Origin of the sequence: Micromonospora sp. LA-10, from assembly GCF_051853095.1 — a bacterium.
Taxonomy (GTDB): domain Bacteria; phylum Actinomycetota; class Actinomycetes; order Mycobacteriales; family Micromonosporaceae; genus Micromonospora; species Micromonospora echinospora_A.
On the sequence record NZ_CP195710.1, the window covers coordinates 549214 to 564519 of the forward strand.

The window sequence follows — 15306 nt, forward strand, 5'->3', positions numbered from 1 at the left end:
CCTACCGTGACCAGCGGCGGAGCCGTTGTGTTGACTCTCACGCCGGGTCAGGCACGAACATCGGCTTGCCCCGACCGTCAGGGGTCACCCTGACGCCGGATGGGGGGCGACCCCCAGCGAAAGCTCCGCGAGGATTCCACCCCGGGTCGGAGGGTTTTCCAACGCCCGCCCACGAGGATGGATTGCGCCGCACCGGCCAGCGGGGGCGGTGCGGCATGAGAACGACATACGGAAGAGGTAGATGACGTGACCGCGACGGTAGGCCAAGAGCAGGCCGCGGCCCGGGCGAACGATGTGTGGAAGGTGTACGGCAGCGGCGAGGCGCAGGTCGCCGCGCTGCGAGGGGTGAGCGCCGAGTTCGAACGCGGCCGGTTCACCGCGATCATGGGCCCGTCGGGCTCCGGGAAGTCCACACTGATGCACTGCCTCGCGGGTCTGGACACGGTGACCAAGGGCACCGTGATGATCGGCGACACGACGGTGACCGGGCTCAACGACGCGGGTCTGACGAAGCTGCGCCGCGACAAGGTGGGCTTCATCTTCCAGCAGTTCAACCTGCTGCCGACGCTCACCGCGCAGGAGAACATCCTGCTGCCGCTGTCGATCGCCGGCCGCAAGCCCGACCCGGCCTGGTACGACACGGTGATCGACACGGTCGGTCTGCGGGACCGGCTCGGGCACCGCCCGGCGCAGCTCTCCGGCGGCCAGCAGCAGCGCGTGGCGTGCGCCCGGGCGCTCGTCGCCCGCCCCGAGGTGATCTTCGCGGATGAGCCGACCGGCAACCTGGACTCCCGCTCCGGCGCCGAGGTGCTCAAGTTCCTGCGCAACTCGGTACGCGAGCACGGCCAGACCATCGTCATGGTCACGCACGACCCGACCGCCGCCGCGTACGCCGACCGGGTGGTCTTCCTCGCCGACGGGCAGATCGTCTCGGAGCTGATCGAGCCGACCGCCGAGACGGTGCTGGACACGATGAAGAAGCTGGACGCCCCGGTCGAGGTGGGCAACTGATGCTGCGGGCAACGCTCAAGAGCCTGCTGGCGCGCAAGCTGCGCCTGCTGCTGTCCGGCCTGGCGGTGGTGCTCGGCGTCATGTTCGTCTCCGGCGCGTTCGTGCTCACCGACACGCTCGGGCGGTCCTTCGACGCGGTCTTCGCCGACGCGTACGCCGAGGTCGACGTCAGCGTCGAGGCGAAGCCGAAGATCGACGTCTCCACCGCGGAGGGGATGCCGCTGAGCACCCCGATGCCGGCGTCGGTGCTCGACCGGATCAAGGCGGTGCCCGGCGTCGCCGACGCCGAGGGTGTGGTCGCCGCCGACGGCGCCCGCATGATCGGCAGCAACGGCAAGGTGGTCACCTCGTTCGGGCCGCCGCAGCTGGGCCAGAACTGGCTCGGTGAGAGCGACCTGGTGGAGATCCGCGAGGGCCGCGCGCCGCAGGCCGACGACGAGATCGTGATCAACACCGCGCTGGCCGAGGCGGGCAAGGTCAAGGTCGGCGACCGGGTCGGCGTGCTGACGCTCGCGCCGAAGAAGGAGTTCACGCTCGTCGGCGTGTTCGGCTACAGCGGCGGCCGGGACTCGATCGGTGGCGCCAACGAGGTCTACTTCACCACCCCGGTGGCGCAGCAGCTGATGCTGGGCAAGCCGGACGTGTTCAGCAACGTCAGCGTCCAGGCCGCCGACGGCACCACGCCGGCCGCGCTGCGCGACGAGCTGGCCCGCACGCTGGGCGCCGACTACCAGGTCAAGACCGGCGAGCAGCTCGCCGCCGACGCCTCGGCCGGCCTCAAGGAAGGGCTGTCGTTCTTCAACAAGATCCTCCTCGGGTTCGCCGCGGTGGCGCTGCTGGTCGGCACGTTCCTGATCCTCAACACGTTCTCGATCATCGTGGCCCAGCGCACCCGTGAGCTGGCCCTGATGCGCGCGATCGGGGCCAGCGGCAAGCAGGTCATCGGCTCGGTGGTGCTGGAGGCGCTCGCGGTCGGCCTGATCGCCTCGGTGCTGGGGCTCGCCGCCGGCATCGGCGTGGGCGCGCTGCTGGCGTACCTGTTCGGTCAGCTCGCCGGGGGCCTGACCCTGGCCGGGCTGGGCGTGCCGGCCTCGGCGGTGATCGGCGCGTTCGCGGTCGGCATGCTGATCACGGTGATCGCCGCGCTGCTGCCGGCGCTGCGTGCCTCGCGCATCCCGCCGATCGCCGCGATGCAGGACGTCGCCACCCCGGACCGGCCGCTGACGAAGGTCACCATCGGCGGCGCCGTGGTGACCGGCATCGGCGCGGTGCTGCTGTTCCTCGGTCTCGGCGGGCACGCCGGCGACAGCACCCTGGCGACCATCCTCGGCGGCGTGCTGTTCGCGTTCATCGGGGTGGCGCTGCTGACGCCGATCATCAGCCGGCCGGTGGTCTCACTGCTCGGCGCGATGTTCTCCTGGTCGGTGCCGGGCAAGCTGGGCCGGCTCAACTCGGGCCGCAACCCGCGCCGTACCGCGATCACGGCCGCCGCGCTGATGGTGGGCATCGCCCTGGTCACCGGCGTGACGGTGATCCTGGACTCGGCCAAGGGCAGCATCGGCAAGCTGGCGGAGGACAACATCAAGGCGGAGCTGGTGATCTCCGGGTCCACGTCCGGGCCGCGTCCGGCGAGCTTCGACCCGGCGGTGCTGGAGAAGGCCGCCGCGATCCCGGGCGTGCGGATGGTCTCCGGCGAGTACGGCGACATGGCGGTGGTCGGCGGCGAGCGCACCTGGGTGGCCGCGTCGAGCAACGTGGCCGCGCTCCAGCAGATCTTCGGGGCGAAGGCCAGCGCCGGTGACATCAGCAAGCTGGCGCCGGACCAGATGCTGGTCAGCTCCGACACCGCGAAGGCACGCAACCTCAGCCTCGGTTCGACGGTGCCGGTGCAGCTCTCCCGCGGCGACGCCCGTACCTACACGGTCAGCGGCATCTACGAGAGTTCGCAGCTGACCAACCCGGTGACGCTGCCGCCGCAGGCCGCCGCGGACTTCGCCATCCCGCAGCCGATCCAGGGTTTCCTGCAGCTCGCCCCCGGCACGTCGGTGGGCGCGGTGCAGCCGCAGGTCGAGCAGTTGCTGGCGGACAGCCCCGAGGTGTCGGTGGCGGACCGGGCGGCGTTCATCGAGCAGCAGACCGGTCAGCTGGACTCCCTGCTCCAGATGATCCAGATCCTGCTGGCGCTGGCCATCGTGATCGCGGTGCTGGGCATCATCAACACGCTCGCGCTGTCGGTGCTGGAACGGACCCGGGAGCTGGGTCTGCTGCGGGCGATCGGCCTGCGCCGCGCCCAGACCATGCGCATGATCACGGTCGAGGCGGTGGTGATCTCGATCTTCGGCGCGCTGCTCGGCGTGGCGGTCGGCACCGGTCTCGGCGCGGCGGTGGTCGAGGCGCTCAAGGACGAGGGCATCACCGACCTGATCCTGCCGTGGGGTCAGATGGTGACGTTCCTGATCCTCGCCGCGGTCATCGGCGTGGTCGCGGCGGTGCTGCCGGCGATCCGCGCCGCGCGGATCAACGTCCTGGGCGCCATCGCCCACGACTGACGTGAAAGGAAGGGCCCCTTCTTAACGCCTCGTGCATAAGAAGGGGCCCTTCCTAACGGTTGAGCAGGGCCGCGAGCAGCTCCAGGTCCGCCTCGAGCAGGCTCTCCATCTGGTGTACGCCGTCGGCGGGCGCGAGCGGCACCTCGGCCGGTACGGCCAGCACCGCCGCGCCGGCCGCCAGGGCGCTCGCCACGCCGGTCGGTGAGTCCTCGATCGCCACGCACCGCTCGACCGGCACACCCAGCAGGCGCGCGGCGGTCAGGTACGGCTCCGGGTGCGGCTTGGCCGCGTCCACCTCGTCGCCGCAGACCACCGCGTCGAAGCTGTCCCGGCCGAGCGTGTCCAGGGCCACCTCGACCAGGGACCGGCCGCTGGAGGTGACCAGCGCGGTGGGGATGCCGGCGTCCCGTACCGCGCGCAGCAGCGCCAGCGCGCCCGGACGCCACCGCAGCCCGGTGCGGAACAGCTCCAGGATCCGGGCGCTGATCCAGTCGGCGCTGGCCTGCACGTCCCGCTCCGGCTGGCCCAGGTCGTCGTGCACGATCCGCATCGCGTCGGCCATCCCGGTGCCGACGATCGCGCGGCGGGCGTCGTCGGACAGGACACCGCCGTACACGGCGGCCAGCTCCTGCAGCGCGACGTCCCACAGTTTCTCGCTGTCGACCAGGGTGCCGTCCATGTCGAAGAGCACGGCGGCGGGATGCTTGCTGATCAGCGGGGGCCTCCTTCGGTACGCGTACCCCGCCGATCCTGCCAGCCGCGCCAGAGCCGCCCGCCACCGTCCCCGGCGGGGGTGACCCGCGGCATCACCCGAGACCGCAGGCGCCCAGCGACTTCTCGTACCCCCGGAAGAACGAGTCGCTGCGCTGCTCGGCGGTGCCGTGCGAGCCCTCGGCGAACCACGGCTGGTCGGGGTCGTCGCCGACGGCCAGCAGCCCCTCCTTGAACTCCTCCAGGTCGCCGTCCTCCAGCTCCAGCACCCCGGAACGCACGCTGTCACCGAGGTACGCCCCGGCCATGCAGTCGGCCTGCAACTCCTGCTGGATGGTGAAGTTGTAGCGGATGCCCAGCCGCACCTGCATGCCGTGGGCGTACTCGTGGCCGAGCAGGTAGAACAGGAACGCGTCGCCGATCTGCCGGAACGCCGCCACCGCCCAGTTCACGTCGTAGGCGATGAAGTCGCCGGCCGAGCAGTACACCGCGTTGTTGCGCGGCAGCCCCTGCCCGGCGCAGGCCAGCTCGCCCTCGCGGCTGTAGGCCACCACCCGTCGGATCGGGGTGAACCGCTGACCGGAGGCGCGGAACTGCTGCGCCCAGTACCGTTCGGCCAGCCGGACCGCGTCCTCGATGTCCTGCTTGAACTCGGCGACGCTCGTGGTGCCGTCGGCCCGGGTGGTCTGCGAGTCGGGTTGCGCGCTGCGCCGGGGCGCGGGCTGCTGCTGCGGCTCGCCCTGGTCAACGCCGCCGGCCATGCAGCCGGCCGCCACCAGCGCGGCCACCACCAGTCCGGCGATCGGTCCGCGGCCCTGACGTCGCGCCCTGTCCCCCACCATGACCTCCCGGCTGTTGTGCCCGTGTCCGCAGCAGTACCCCCGGCGGACGCCGGTGATGCTCACCGGCTCACACGCACCACGGCCGGGAAACGTTCACCGGGTGCCGGGCGCCCGGGCGTCCGCGCCGGTCGTGCCGCATCGGCCCGGGTACCGTCGCCGGGTGGAGCCGCGCCCGTCGTACGCCGGAATCGTCTACTGGCGACGCAGCCTCTGGAACGGCCTGCGGTGCGTGCCGGTGCTGATGGTCCTCGACGAGGGCCGGCTGCGGGCCGGCGACCGGCGCGGCGCGGCGGTGTTCGGCGCGCTCGCCGGGCGGGTCGAGGCCCGGGGGACGATCTTCGGCACGATGCTGCTGACGGTCGAGGGCCGCCGGTACGCCCTGGTCGGCGAGGGCGCCACCGTCTCACCGTCACCGAGCAGGGAACAACTGCGGCAGCTGGACGAGCTGACGGCCCGCGCGCAGCCGGTTCCCGATCTCGCGTCCTGGTGGGAGGCGCTGGCGCGGGCCGGTGTGGTGGTGCGCTGAGCCGCTGGGGTCAGTCCAGGCCGCGCATGATGTGCGGCTCGCCGTCGTCGTCGCCGAAGCAGCGGTGCAGCACCTGGGCGCGGGCCCACAGGTCCAGGCTGCTCGGCGGTCCGACCGGCCCGGCGGGCGCGCTCAGCACGGGAGCCGGGTCCGGCGGGACCTGCGACGTCACCTCGTCGGTCATGTCCGCCCCTTTCGTCGTACCCATGCTCGCCCTCGGGCGTTTCCGCCACGTCAACTCCGACGGCGCGGGCGTGGACGCGGCGCCTGGCCCGGCGTCGGCCCGTACTCCGGTGACGGTAGCCCGCCGGGCCGTCGAGCACAGCCGTATTCCCGACGTCGCCGCAGGTCGCGAGCGGGAAAGGGGTGGACCGAGGGCCCGCCCGGCGCGGATGATGCGTGCTGATGGGCGAGCACGAGGAGTTGACCACCGCGCGGCTGCGCCTACGCCGGCCCACCCGCGACGACGTCGATCTGATCCATGCCCTGCACACCGATTCGCGGGCCTGCGCGCACAATCCGTCCGATCTGCTCGCCGATCGCGCCGAGGCCGGCGAACGCTTCCGGCGCTGGGACGCGCACTGGCGGCGGCACGGCTTCGGCTACTGGTCCGTGTGCCGCGACGACCGGCCGGTCGGCTTCTGCGGCCTGAAGCTGATGCGGCTGCACGACAGTGACGTGTTGAACCTGTTCTACCGTCTCGACCCGGCCGTCTGGGGTGACGGCGTGGCGGGCGAGGCGGCCACCGCGGTCGTGGCCTGGGCCGCCGCCCATCGCCCGGAACTGCCGGTCGTCGCGCGGATCCGTCCGGCGAACACCGCCTCGGAGCGGGTCGCCCGAAGGGCCGGGCTGCACCGCGCCGCGCACCTCGACACGCCGGGCGAGGACGGCCCGGACCTGATCTACGTGAGCCGAAGGCCGTGAGCGTCCCCAGCCGCCACCGGCGGCCGGCACTTGCATCCGGTACCCCGGTACGGGCTTACCGTCGAGAGGTGACCGACGACTCCTGGGTGCCCGACACCTGCACACTGCCCACCGCCGAACGGCCGCTGCGGCTGGCCGAGTTCGACGCTCTGTTCCACGACGCCCTGCGCGGCGCCGACCGGCCGGCCGCCGGGCACCTGCGGCTGCGCCTCGACGGCCGCGCCGAACCGCTGGCCCGCGACCTGATCGACCGCGAGTCGGCCTGCTGTTCCTTCTTCACGTTCGACCTCACCCGCCCGGACGCCGACACGGTGACGCTCGACATCCGCGTCCCGGCGACCCGTGTCGCCGTACTCGATGCCCTGGCCCTGCGGGCCACGGCCGCGCGGGGCCGGTGATGGGCGAGCCGGGGCTGCGCAGCGGCCGGCTCGCCGACGCGGCCGGGGTGACCGTGCAGACGCTGCGCTACTACGAGCGGCGCGGGCTGCTCCCCGCGCCCCGGCGGTCGCCGGGCGGACACCGCCTCTACCCGGCCGAGACGGTCACCCTGCTGCGGGTGGTGAAGGCCGCGCAACGTCTCGGCTTCACCCTCGCCGAGGTCACCGACCTGCTGGCGGCCGGACGGCACGACACCGGCCTGCGGACCCGGGCCAAGCTCGCCGAGGTGGAGCGGCGGCTGGCTGACCTGACTGTCGTCCGCGAGACGCTCCGGGCCGCGATCTCGGCCGGCTGCGACGACCTGGTCGCCTGCGCCGCCAGCCCGCGCTGCCCCCTGCCGTTCGCCGGCCCGGACCACGACCCGGCTACGGTCTGACGCATGACTGTCGTCCGGTCCATCCTGCTGTTCCTGCTCGCCGCGCTCGCCGAGATCGGCGGCGCCTGGCTGGTGTGGCAGGGCTGGCGGGAGAACCGCGGGCTGCTCTGGATCGCCGCCGGGGTGATCGCGCTCGGCGCCTACGGGTTCGTGGCCACGTTCCAGCCGGACCCGAACTTCGGCCGCATCCTCGCCGCCTACGGCGGCGTGTTCGTCGCCGGGTCGCTCGCCTGGGGCATGGTCGTCGACAAGTTCCGGCCCGACCGCTTCGACCTCGCCGGCGCGGCCATCTGCCTGGTCGGCGTCGCCGTCATCATGTACGCGCCGCGGACCGGCTGACCGTTCGCCGTCACTTGTACCGGGCGATGAACTCCTCCGGACGCCAGCGGGCCCCCTCGCTGAGATAGTGGAAGTTGAGGGTCACCTCGGCCCCGCCGGCCCGCTCCGCCATCTCCCGCAACGGCATGCTCAGGAAGTAGTTGCTCAACGGGATGATCGTCGTCTCGCCCTCCGGAAACGGCACGTGCAGCAGCGCGAGCGCGTGGGTCGTCGGCGAATGCAGGGAGCCGCGCTCGTCGCTCCGGTAACCGCCGTAGGTGACCTCGGCGATCCAGGAGATCTCGCCGCCGACCGAGGCCAGGCGGTACTTGCGCAGGGCCTGCGCCAGAAGCGACCCGAGGGTCCGATGCGGGCGCACGTGGAAAGTCACGCGGTGGGAATCGACGTCGTCGCCCATGCAGACGGAATCGCGGTCGATCGAGAACTGCATGGCGCGCACGGTAGTACCGCCCGTCACCTCCGGGGAGCAGGCGGCGGTGATGAGTTTTTCCGCCCGTACCCGTCACACCTGCGACAGACCACGACGAGGCGGGAGGATGACGCGATGGGTGCGGAGACGCGGCAGGCGGAGCTGGACGTACGCGACCTGGGTGAGGTCGACGAGCCGGCGTTCGCCGGGCTGGCGCAGCGGCACCGGCGGGAGCTGCACGTGCACTGCTACCGGATGCTCGGGTCGTTCGAGGACGCCGAGGACACCGTCCAGGAGACGTTCCTGCGGGCCTGGCGACGGCGCGAGACGTTCGCCGGACGCTCGACGTTCCGGGCCTGGCTGTACCGGATCGCCACGAACGCCTGCCTGGATTTGCTGGCCAAGTGCCGGCCCGAGCCCGCGACCGGCGGCGAGGTGCGGTGGCTGCAGCCCTACCCGGACCGGCTGCTCGACGAGCTTCCCGCCGCCGGCGCGGACGAGCCGGAAGCCGTCGCGGTGGCACGGGAGACGATCGAGCTGGCGTACCTGGTCGCCGTGCAGCACCTCGCGCCGCGTCCGCGCGCCGTGCTGATCCTGCGCGACGTGCTCGGCTGGCCGGCGAAGGACGTCGCGGACCTGCTCGGCGACTCGGTCAACTCGGTGAACAGCGCGTTGCAGCGCGCCCGCGCCGGCATGCGGGAGCACCTGCCCGCGCAGCGGCAGGACTGGACCGGCGACGAGACGGACACCCGGACCCGCGAGCTGGTACGCCGCTTCACCGACGCGGCCGTCGCCAAGGACGTCGGCGCGCTCGCCGCCATGCTGCGCGACGACGTGCGCTGCTCGATGCCGCCCACCCCGGGCCTGCAGATCGGCCGGGACGCGGTGGTCGCCGACTGGGTCGCGGACGGCTTCGAGAGCCTGGGCAGCATGCGGGCGTTGCCCACCGCCGTGAACCGCCAGCCCGCCGTCGCGTTCTACCTGTGGGAGGACAGCGACGGCGCGTACCTGCCGCTCACCGTCGACGCCCTGCGCGTCACCGGCGGGGCGATCACCGAGATCGTCACGTTCCACGCCGACCAGTTCCCGCGCCTCGGGCTGCCCGAGCGCCTGCCGGCCGACCGTACGCCGTAGTGCCCGCGCGGACGCTCGCGCTGCCCGGCGGCGCGCGCGTCGCGGTGGTCGCTGCCCAGTGGCAGCACGCGTACGGCGTGGTCACGCGCGGACGGGTGCAGCTGGAGCTGCGCGACGGCGCCCCCGGGCCGGTCCTTCGCCGCGACGCCGGCTTCTGGCTGCGCGGCACCGGCGTACGCGCGCTGTGCAACCCCGGCCGTCGCACCGCGACGGTGCGGATCCTCACGCCTCACCACAGTCCCTGGAGGAACGACATGACCAGCAGCACCGACACCCGCGTCGACGTGAGTCGGTCGCACCGCTTCCGTCGGCTCGCCGTCACCGGCGTCGTCGCCACGCTCGCCGCGATGACGGCCACCACGCTCGGCGCGGCGCTCGCCCGGGCAGCCGGCGTCGACTTCGCGATCCCGGACGGCGGTGACGAGGCGATCCCGCTGGGCGGATTCACCGTGGTGACCGGCTTCTTCTCGCTCGTCGGGGTCGTCATCGCCGCGGTCCTGCTGCGGTGCAGCGCGCGACCCGCCGAACGGTTCCTGTGGACGGCGGCCCCACTGACCGCGCTGTCGCTGGCACCGCCGTTCCTCGTCGGGGCCGCCGCCACGACGAGCGTCACGCTGGTCGCGCTGCACCTGGTCGCGGCGGCGGTGATGATCCCCGCCCTGACGCGAAGCCTGCGCGCACACCATCCGGGACGTGCCTGACGGCTGCCCGGCCGTCCGCGACGGCGGGCGGCGTGGGCCGGGCCAGAACGGGCAGACCGCGACGTACTCGGTGACCCGGACGACCTACGACTACTCGGTCACGCTGATCGGCTGACCGGCACGTCGACGCTTCGGGGCGTCCGCCGTCACGGCGGGCGCCCCGCGCTCGTGCGCTACGTTGACCGGGTGCCCGTACCCCGGCTGATTCCCATCGCGCACGAGCCCGATTACCGGACGGACACGATCGGCCGCTACGACGACGGGCTGTTCCTCGCCTCGGCGTGGGACCACCACGCGTACGTGCACCTGTTCGACCACGACGGGACGTACCGGCACTCGACGATCACGCGGGTCGCGGATCGGGGCGCGCTGACCGAGGCGCTCGACGGGCTGCTCGCGAGCCTGCCCGGCAGGTCGTACGGCGACATCGCCGTACAACTGTTCCAGACCCGTCGGGACGGCGTCCTGTTCGGTCTGGTCGACGAGTCCGGCGACCGGGCGGGCGACGGCAGCCACGTCGACTGGGTCGAGCTGTATCCGGATCGCCTCGGATTCCACGAGCCGTGGGACGGGCTCTACGACACGTGACGGCCGGCGTTGTGGTCCTCACAGGTCGAAGCTCCGCCAACCGCTCGTTGACGGAGCTTCGACCCGTTCGTACCGCCGGTCAGGACGCGAGGGAGAAGTCCGCCACGACGCCCTTGTGGTCGGAGTTGGTGTCCCCGACGATGCGGTAGTCGGTCATCCACATGACCTGGGAGCTCTCGATCCGCTTCCAGAAGTAGATGTAGTCGATGTGCCGGTTCCCGTGCGTGCCGGTTCCCTTCTCGCCGTAGAGGTTGTAGACGGAGCGGAGGTTCGGCAGCTCGTTGGCCTCGAAGACCTTCCACGGGAACTTCTCGTACCCGCGGGCCTTGTCGGCGCTGAAGTCGACGTTGAGGTCGCCGCTGACGATGACCTGCCCCTCGGCCTTCTTCTCGCGGGCCAGCTCCTTGACCTCCGCGAACTGCTGCTCCGCGCATCGGGTACGCGGAAGGTCTTCCGGCCAGCCGTTGTTGTCGATACCGGCGACGGCGTGGAAGTTGATGTGGAACACGAACCGCCCGGTCGCCTTGTGCCGGTACTTGACCCAGTTGTTGTAGCGCGGCGGCGGTGGCTCGTCGGGGTTGGTGTCGCACACGAACTTCGACCCCTTGTCGACCACTTCGAACATGCTCTTCTTCGCCAGCAGGGCTTCACCGGCCGCGTGCACCGAAGTGGTCGGGGCGTAGAACGTCCAGCCGTTGTTGGCGGCCCAGTCCACCAGGAAGGCCCTGCGGGGACCCACCTCGTTGAGCGCGACCATGTCGGCCTTCGAGGTGATCAGGTTCAGGTCGTGGAGGAACTTCTCGTGGGTGAGGCCGTTGTAGATGTTCAGGTGGCCGGCCTGGAAGGTAGATGCCGCCGCGGCTGGCGAGACCGGCAGGAGGAGCGTCGCCACCGTGAGCGTGGTGATCAGGGCGATGGCACGGCGGACGTTTCGGTAGGTTCTTTTCATCAATGGTCCTTCCTGTTGGAGGGCACACTGGACCGGCGCCGCCACTGTGGTGGCGGTCGCAGTCCGGGACAATCGTTAGAGCTCCACCCTGAAGTCGGCGTTGGAGCCGGAGCCGGTGATGACGAGACGCCCGGTCCGGCTCTTACGTCCCGAGCCGTCGTCGGCGAGGTAGTTCCACGTCACCCACGGCTTGCCGTCGCGGGCCCGGTAGACGTCCATCGCGCCCGGCCCGCGCTTGTTCCCCGGCAACGAGTACTTGCGCATCGTGTCGGGCAGGTGCGCGGCCGGACCCGAGTAGGAGAACCAGGCCCGATTCGGTCCGGGCATCGGCGCGCACAGGCCGTCGTCGATCCGGTCGCCGCAGAAGGCGATGCCGGTCGAGTAGTAGTTCTCCCGCCAGGCGTTGCCGGAGTAGAACAGATACCAGGAACCGTTGTGGTAGAACACGCTCGGGTTCTCGATCACGGCGACGCCGCTCGTGTCCCGGTACGTGACCCAGGTCAGATTGTCGCTGCGGAAGATGACGACCGGATCGCTGTTGCGGTCGACGGTGCCGTTGGCGTTGAACTTCAGCATCATGACGGAGAGCGCCGACTCCTGCCCTTCGGCCCGCTGCCCGTCGCGCCAAGTCATCCAGATCGCACCCGCGGGACCGGCGGTGACGTCCGCGTCCAGCGCCCACCGGCTGCCCTTGTCCGGGCAGGCGATCGGCAGGTCCTCGGCGATGAACGCTCCGTACGGGTTCTGGGAGCGAGCCACTCCGATGCACTTGCGTCCGTCGTCGTTCTTGCGGGTGGCCGTGTAGAAGAGGTAGTAGCGGCCGACCCCGTCCTTGACGTGGTAGAACGCCCCCGGCGTCCAGATCCCGGAGCCGGCCTCGACCCACGCCCCGCCGCCGCTCGGCATGGCGTCGCCGCCCACGATCGGCGAGGTGCCGACGACATTCCCCGAGCCGGAGACGGAGTACGGCACCTTGCGCCCGCCGCTGCTGGCCCCGTACGTGATGTACTTGTTGGAGCCGTCGTGCAGGGCGATGGTGTCCGCGCCGGGGAACGGGAAGTCCTGCGACTCGTCGGCCGGGTCGACGGCGGCGGCGCCGGCGGAGGGTGCGGCGGCAGCGCCGGTCGTGGCCGCGAGGGCCAGTGCCAGCCCTGCCACGAGCGCTCGGATGGTGACTCGCATGAAGCTCCTCTGAATCCGGGTCAGATCCTGAGGACAGATCAAAGCATGTGAATACAACGATTACCAGAGCCTCGCGGAGGCGGCCGTTCCGGGCAAGGCTCGACCGACCCGGTAGCCCGGTGGCGGGCCGGCCGGGTGTCGTGAACCTGTCAGCTCAGCTCGGGCCGGATGACGGCGTCACCTGGCCCTGAGCTGTCACCGGGTATCGGTGGTGCGTCCGCGTCGAGACCGGTGGCGGCTGGGCGGCTGTCTTGCGGTCGGGCGGTGTCAGGGTCAGCGGCTGCGGTGTTCGATGCGGCGGCGGGCGCGGGAGCGGGCGGCGGCGGCCGGGGTCGAGCCGGTGGCGCGGGCGGCGCGCAGGATGTCGGCGAGAGTCCCGGCGATGCCCTGAACCCGGGCGGTGGCCTGGGCGGAGGTTTCCTGGTGCAGTTCGACCGCGGTGGCGTGGATGATGCCGCCGGCGCTGACGATGATGTCCGGTGCCCAGAGGATGCCGTGCTGGTGCAGCAGGTCGGCGGTGGCCGGGGTGTCGAGTTGGTTGTTGGCCGGGCCGGCGATCGCGGCGCACCGCAGTGTCGGCACCGTGTGCGGGGTGAGCAGACCGCCGAGGGCGGCGGGGACGAGCACGTCCACGTCGGCGGTCAGGCAGTCCTGCGGGCTGGTCCAGGCGGCACCCGCGGCGTCGGCGAGCGTTCGTCTACCCTCGTCGATGTCGGCGGCCACCAGGGTCGCGCCGGCTTCGGCGAGCATGCGCAGTACGTGGCCGCCGACGCGGCCGAGGCCGAGAACGGCGAAGCTGCGCGCGGACAGATCGGCTGACCCGAATCGCTCGGCGCACAGGGCATGCAGCGCGGCGAGGACGCCGGCGGCGGTGTGTCCGGAGGAGTCGCCGCTGCCACCGGCGTGCACCGGTCGGCAGAACGCATGCGGGGTCCGCTCGGCGATCGTGACCATGTCGTCCGGTCCGGTTCCCACGTCCGGCCCGGTGGCATAGGCGCCGTCCAGGCCGGCGATCACGTCGCCCGCGTCATGCAGCACCGCCCGACGGGCGGCCGCGTCGAGTGTCCTGCCCGGGGGCAGGGCGACGACGGTCTTGCCGCCGCCGTTGGGCAGCCCGGCCAGCGCGCATTTGTCCGACATCGCGGCCGACAGCCGCAGCGCGTCGGTGAGCCCGTCACGCCAGTGCGGGTACTGCGCGACCCGGCAGCCACCGATGGCCTGACCGAGCGCGGTGGAGTGCACCGCAACAACTATCGGCAGGCCGGACCGTGCGCCCCGCCTGATGACGACGTGTTCGTGCATGGGCTCGGTGTCGAGGTGGGTCGCGACCATGATGGCTCCTGTCGTGCGCTCGCCGGAACGGGATCGACAGTAGGCAGGTGGTTGGCGCCGACCAGCTAAAAGCGAACATCGTTCGGAGAAGGTGACAGGATCCCGGTCGTGGACGAACTTGATTCGGCGATCATCGAGCACCTGCAGACACATGCGCGGCAGACCAACCGCGAACTGGCCCGCGCGGTCGGCATCGCGCCGTCCACCTGCCTGGAACGCGTGCGCGCACTGCGGGAACGCGGCGTGATCACCGGCTATCACGCCGAGATCAGCCTGGCCGCCCTCAACCGCGGCGTACAGGCATTGCTGCACGTGCAGGTCCGGCCCCTGAGCCGAACCGTCATCGACGGCTTCAAGAAATATGCGATGGAGCTGCCCGAGGTGTTGTCGGTGTACGTCGTGGCCGGCGGCGACGACTTCCTCGTCCATGTCGCCGTCCCCAGCGTCGACATCCTGCACTCCTTCCTCATGGACAAGTTCAGCGGACGCCGCGAGATCGTCGGGTTCCGCAGCTCCGTCATCTACCAGCACGCCCGAAAACAGGTCATCGAACCACTCGACCCGTAACGCGCAATCGCCTAGACCGCTTGAAGAAATCTGACGCAAGGCGTCAGGTTTTGGATGGAGCATGGGCTCATCGACCGGCGCCGGTGAGAGGCGCGGACCACGGCGTAGACAGATGCGGAGAGACAAGGATCTTCATGCGCGAAACCCCACAAGATCTCGAAGAGCTCCAAGCCCTCCTGGACGCCTCCCTCGCCGGCTCCACCTCCCACCTCCGCTCGATCATCAATACCGCGAGCACGCTGAACGCGGAGCAGCTCACCCAGGTCCTCACCGGCATGTGCACCCTCGCTCTGTCCAGCGTGACGGCGAAGGGTGAGCCGCGGATCAGCGGTGTCGACGGGCACTTCCTGCGAGGCAAGTGGTACTTCGGCACGGCGCCCGACGCCGCCAAGGCGCGCCACCTCGCGGCGCGGCCCGCCGTCAGCGCCGCACATATGCGCGGTGAGGACCTCGGCGTCTTCACGCACGGCAAGGTGGAGATCCTCAACCCCCGCAACGGCGACCAGGCCACGGACTGGCCGGACGTGCTCGCGTACTTGAAGGACTTCTACGGCGACGACCTCTTCGACTGGGACAACGACGTGGTCTACTACCGGCTGCATCCGCACTGGATGACCGTCTATGCCCCAGACATCGCAAAGCTCACCGTGGCGTCCCAGCCCTGATCCACAGCACGGGCCGACCGATGCGGCAGCCTGTTCGCTTCGGACAGGTCGACAGCATCCGGC

The 15306-nt window shown here is 71.2% G+C and carries 20 protein-coding genes; 13 read left to right on the forward strand and 7 right to left on the reverse strand.

Annotated elements, in window-relative coordinates; translation table 11 throughout:
- Positions 1-246 precede the first annotated feature (246 nt).
- Together ACSDG8_RS02655 and ACSDG8_RS02660 are read left to right on the forward strand one after the other, a co-directional pair.
- On the forward strand, positions 247-1011 hold the full coding sequence (locus tag ACSDG8_RS02655; RefSeq protein ID WP_210891536.1) for an ABC transporter ATP-binding protein: 765 nt from the start codon (positions 247-249) through the stop codon (positions 1009-1011).
- A complete protein-coding gene (locus ACSDG8_RS02660; RefSeq protein ID WP_210891534.1) occupies positions 1011-3560 on the forward strand; it encodes an ABC transporter permease in 2550 nt (849 codons plus the stop codon). The genes ACSDG8_RS02655 and ACSDG8_RS02660 overlap by 1 nt, the downstream gene beginning before the upstream one ends.
- Before the next feature lie 52 nt (positions 3561-3612).
- Here ACSDG8_RS02660 and ACSDG8_RS02665 read toward each other — a convergent pair whose 3' ends face one another.
- Both ACSDG8_RS02665 and ACSDG8_RS02670 read right to left on the reverse strand, forming a co-directional pair.
- Positions 3613-4251, reverse strand: coding sequence for an HAD family hydrolase (locus tag ACSDG8_RS02665; protein ID WP_210891532.1), 639 nt, complete (start codon positions 4249-4251; stop codon positions 3613-3615).
- A gap of 115 nt (positions 4252-4366) precedes the next feature.
- Positions 4367-5113: a neutral zinc metallopeptidase gene (locus tag ACSDG8_RS02670; protein WP_210891637.1), complete on the reverse strand. Its 747-nt coding sequence runs from the start codon at positions 5111-5113 to the stop codon at positions 4367-4369.
- Between the two features lie 160 nt (positions 5114-5273).
- Here ACSDG8_RS02670 and ACSDG8_RS02675 point away from each other — a divergent pair, with 160 nt between their 5' ends.
- A complete protein-coding gene (locus ACSDG8_RS02675) occupies positions 5274-5639 on the forward strand; it encodes a hypothetical protein (protein WP_210891530.1) in 366 nt (121 codons plus the stop codon).
- A gap of 10 nt (positions 5640-5649) precedes the next feature.
- Here ACSDG8_RS02675 and ACSDG8_RS02680 read toward each other — a convergent pair whose 3' ends face one another.
- Positions 5650-5823: a hypothetical protein gene (locus ACSDG8_RS02680; RefSeq protein ID WP_210891527.1), complete on the reverse strand. Its 174-nt coding sequence runs from the start codon at positions 5821-5823 to the stop codon at positions 5650-5652.
- Positions 5824-6044: 221 nt separating this feature from the next.
- Between ACSDG8_RS02680 and ACSDG8_RS02685 the strand changes: the two genes are divergently transcribed.
- From ACSDG8_RS02685 to ACSDG8_RS02700, 4 genes are all read left to right on the forward strand, one after another.
- Positions 6045-6563: a GNAT family N-acetyltransferase gene (locus ACSDG8_RS02685; protein WP_210891526.1), complete on the forward strand. Its 519-nt coding sequence runs from the start codon at positions 6045-6047 to the stop codon at positions 6561-6563.
- A gap of 68 nt (positions 6564-6631) precedes the next feature.
- Entirely contained in the window at positions 6632-6961 is a 330-nt protein-coding gene (locus ACSDG8_RS02690; protein ID WP_210891524.1) for a hypothetical protein, read from the forward strand.
- Positions 6961-7377 carry a MerR family transcriptional regulator gene (locus ACSDG8_RS02695; protein ID WP_210891522.1) on the forward strand — a complete coding sequence of 139 codons (417 nt, stop codon included), beginning with the start codon at positions 6961-6963 and terminating at the stop codon, positions 7375-7377. The genes ACSDG8_RS02690 and ACSDG8_RS02695 overlap by 1 nt, the downstream gene beginning before the upstream one ends.
- A gap of 3 nt (positions 7378-7380) precedes the next feature.
- On the forward strand, positions 7381-7716 hold the full coding sequence (locus ACSDG8_RS02700; protein WP_210891520.1) for a YnfA family protein: 336 nt from the start codon (positions 7381-7383) through the stop codon (positions 7714-7716).
- Positions 7717-7726: 10 nt separating this feature from the next.
- Here ACSDG8_RS02700 and ACSDG8_RS02705 read toward each other — a convergent pair whose 3' ends face one another.
- Positions 7727-8146 carry a hypothetical protein gene (locus tag ACSDG8_RS02705; RefSeq protein ID WP_210891517.1) on the reverse strand — a complete coding sequence of 140 codons (420 nt, stop codon included), beginning with the start codon at positions 8144-8146 and terminating at the stop codon, positions 7727-7729.
- Between the two features lie 114 nt (positions 8147-8260).
- Here ACSDG8_RS02705 and ACSDG8_RS02710 point away from each other — a divergent pair, with 114 nt between their 5' ends.
- From ACSDG8_RS02710 to ACSDG8_RS02725, 4 genes are all read left to right on the forward strand, one after another.
- A complete protein-coding gene (locus tag ACSDG8_RS02710) occupies positions 8261-9259 on the forward strand; it encodes an RNA polymerase subunit sigma-70 (RefSeq protein ID WP_210891515.1) in 999 nt (332 codons plus the stop codon).
- Positions 9259-9960, forward strand: coding sequence for a DUF6069 family protein (locus ACSDG8_RS02715; RefSeq protein ID WP_210891513.1), 702 nt, complete (start codon positions 9259-9261; stop codon positions 9958-9960). Before ACSDG8_RS02710 ends, ACSDG8_RS02715 begins: the two co-directional genes overlap by 1 nt.
- Complete coding sequence (locus tag ACSDG8_RS02720) at positions 9953-10075, forward strand: hypothetical protein (protein WP_256440756.1); 123 nt, start codon at positions 9953-9955, stop codon at positions 10073-10075. The genes ACSDG8_RS02715 and ACSDG8_RS02720 overlap by 8 nt, the downstream gene beginning before the upstream one ends.
- 71 nt (positions 10076-10146) lie before the next feature.
- Positions 10147-10548 (forward strand): hypothetical protein, encoded by a 402-nt coding sequence (locus tag ACSDG8_RS02725; RefSeq protein ID WP_210891511.1) that lies wholly within the window; start codon positions 10147-10149, stop codon positions 10546-10548.
- A gap of 79 nt (positions 10549-10627) precedes the next feature.
- Here ACSDG8_RS02725 and ACSDG8_RS02730 read toward each other — a convergent pair whose 3' ends face one another.
- From ACSDG8_RS02730 to ACSDG8_RS02740, 3 genes are all read right to left on the reverse strand, one after another.
- A complete protein-coding gene (locus ACSDG8_RS02730) occupies positions 10628-11497 on the reverse strand; it encodes an endonuclease/exonuclease/phosphatase family protein (RefSeq protein ID WP_210891508.1) in 870 nt (289 codons plus the stop codon).
- Between the two features lie 75 nt (positions 11498-11572).
- Positions 11573-12679, reverse strand: a complete 1107-nt coding sequence (locus ACSDG8_RS02735; protein ID WP_210891506.1) for a family 43 glycosylhydrolase — start codon at positions 12677-12679, stop codon at positions 11573-11575.
- A gap of 273 nt (positions 12680-12952) precedes the next feature.
- The gene (locus ACSDG8_RS02740; protein ID WP_247677919.1) at positions 12953-14011 is read right to left on the reverse strand and encodes a Glu/Leu/Phe/Val dehydrogenase dimerization domain-containing protein; all 1059 of its coding nucleotides are present in this window, start codon (positions 14009-14011) and stop codon (positions 12953-12955) included.
- Between the two features lie 108 nt (positions 14012-14119).
- Between ACSDG8_RS02740 and ACSDG8_RS02745 the strand changes: the two genes are divergently transcribed.
- Both ACSDG8_RS02745 and ACSDG8_RS02750 read left to right on the forward strand, forming a co-directional pair.
- Entirely contained in the window at positions 14120-14578 is a 459-nt protein-coding gene (locus ACSDG8_RS02745; RefSeq protein WP_210891504.1) for an Lrp/AsnC family transcriptional regulator, read from the forward strand.
- 134 nt (positions 14579-14712) lie between these two features.
- Positions 14713-15243, forward strand: a complete 531-nt coding sequence (locus tag ACSDG8_RS02750; RefSeq protein ID WP_210891502.1) for a pyridoxamine 5'-phosphate oxidase family protein — start codon at positions 14713-14715, stop codon at positions 15241-15243.
- The last annotated feature ends 63 nt before the right edge of the window (positions 15244-15306 follow it).

Excerpts from the sequence above, each read along its gene's own strand:
- ACSDG8_RS02660 (WP_210891534.1), top strand. The coding sequence starts at position 1,011 with ATGCTGCGGGCAACGCTCAAGAGCCTGCTGGCGCGCAAGCTGCGCCTG.
- ACSDG8_RS02670 (WP_210891637.1), bottom strand. The coding sequence starts at position 5,113 with ATGGTGGGGGACAGGGCGCGACGTCAGGGCCGCGGACCGATCGCCGGA.
- ACSDG8_RS02680 (WP_210891527.1), bottom strand. The coding sequence starts at position 5,823 with ATGACCGACGAGGTGACGTCGCAGGTCCCGCCGGACCCGGCTCCCGTG.
- ACSDG8_RS02685 (WP_210891526.1), top strand. The coding sequence starts at position 6,045 with ATGGGCGAGCACGAGGAGTTGACCACCGCGCGGCTGCGCCTACGCCGG.
- ACSDG8_RS02695 (WP_210891522.1), top strand. The coding sequence starts at position 6,961 with ATGGGCGAGCCGGGGCTGCGCAGCGGCCGGCTCGCCGACGCGGCCGGG.
- ACSDG8_RS02700 (WP_210891520.1), top strand. The coding sequence starts at position 7,381 with ATGACTGTCGTCCGGTCCATCCTGCTGTTCCTGCTCGCCGCGCTCGCC.
- ACSDG8_RS02705 (WP_210891517.1), bottom strand. The coding sequence starts at position 8,146 with ATGCAGTTCTCGATCGACCGCGATTCCGTCTGCATGGGCGACGACGTC.
- ACSDG8_RS02710 (WP_210891515.1), top strand. The coding sequence starts at position 8,261 with ATGGGTGCGGAGACGCGGCAGGCGGAGCTGGACGTACGCGACCTGGGT.
- ACSDG8_RS02730 (WP_210891508.1), bottom strand. The coding sequence starts at position 11,497 with ATGAAAAGAACCTACCGAAACGTCCGCCGTGCCATCGCCCTGATCACC.
- ACSDG8_RS02735 (WP_210891506.1), bottom strand. The coding sequence starts at position 12,679 with ATGCGAGTCACCATCCGAGCGCTCGTGGCAGGGCTGGCACTGGCCCTC.
- ACSDG8_RS02740 (WP_247677919.1), bottom strand. The coding sequence starts at position 14,011 with ATGGTCGCGACCCACCTCGACACCGAGCCCATGCACGAACACGTCGTC.
- ACSDG8_RS02750 (WP_210891502.1), top strand. The coding sequence starts at position 14,713 with ATGCGCGAAACCCCACAAGATCTCGAAGAGCTCCAAGCCCTCCTGGAC.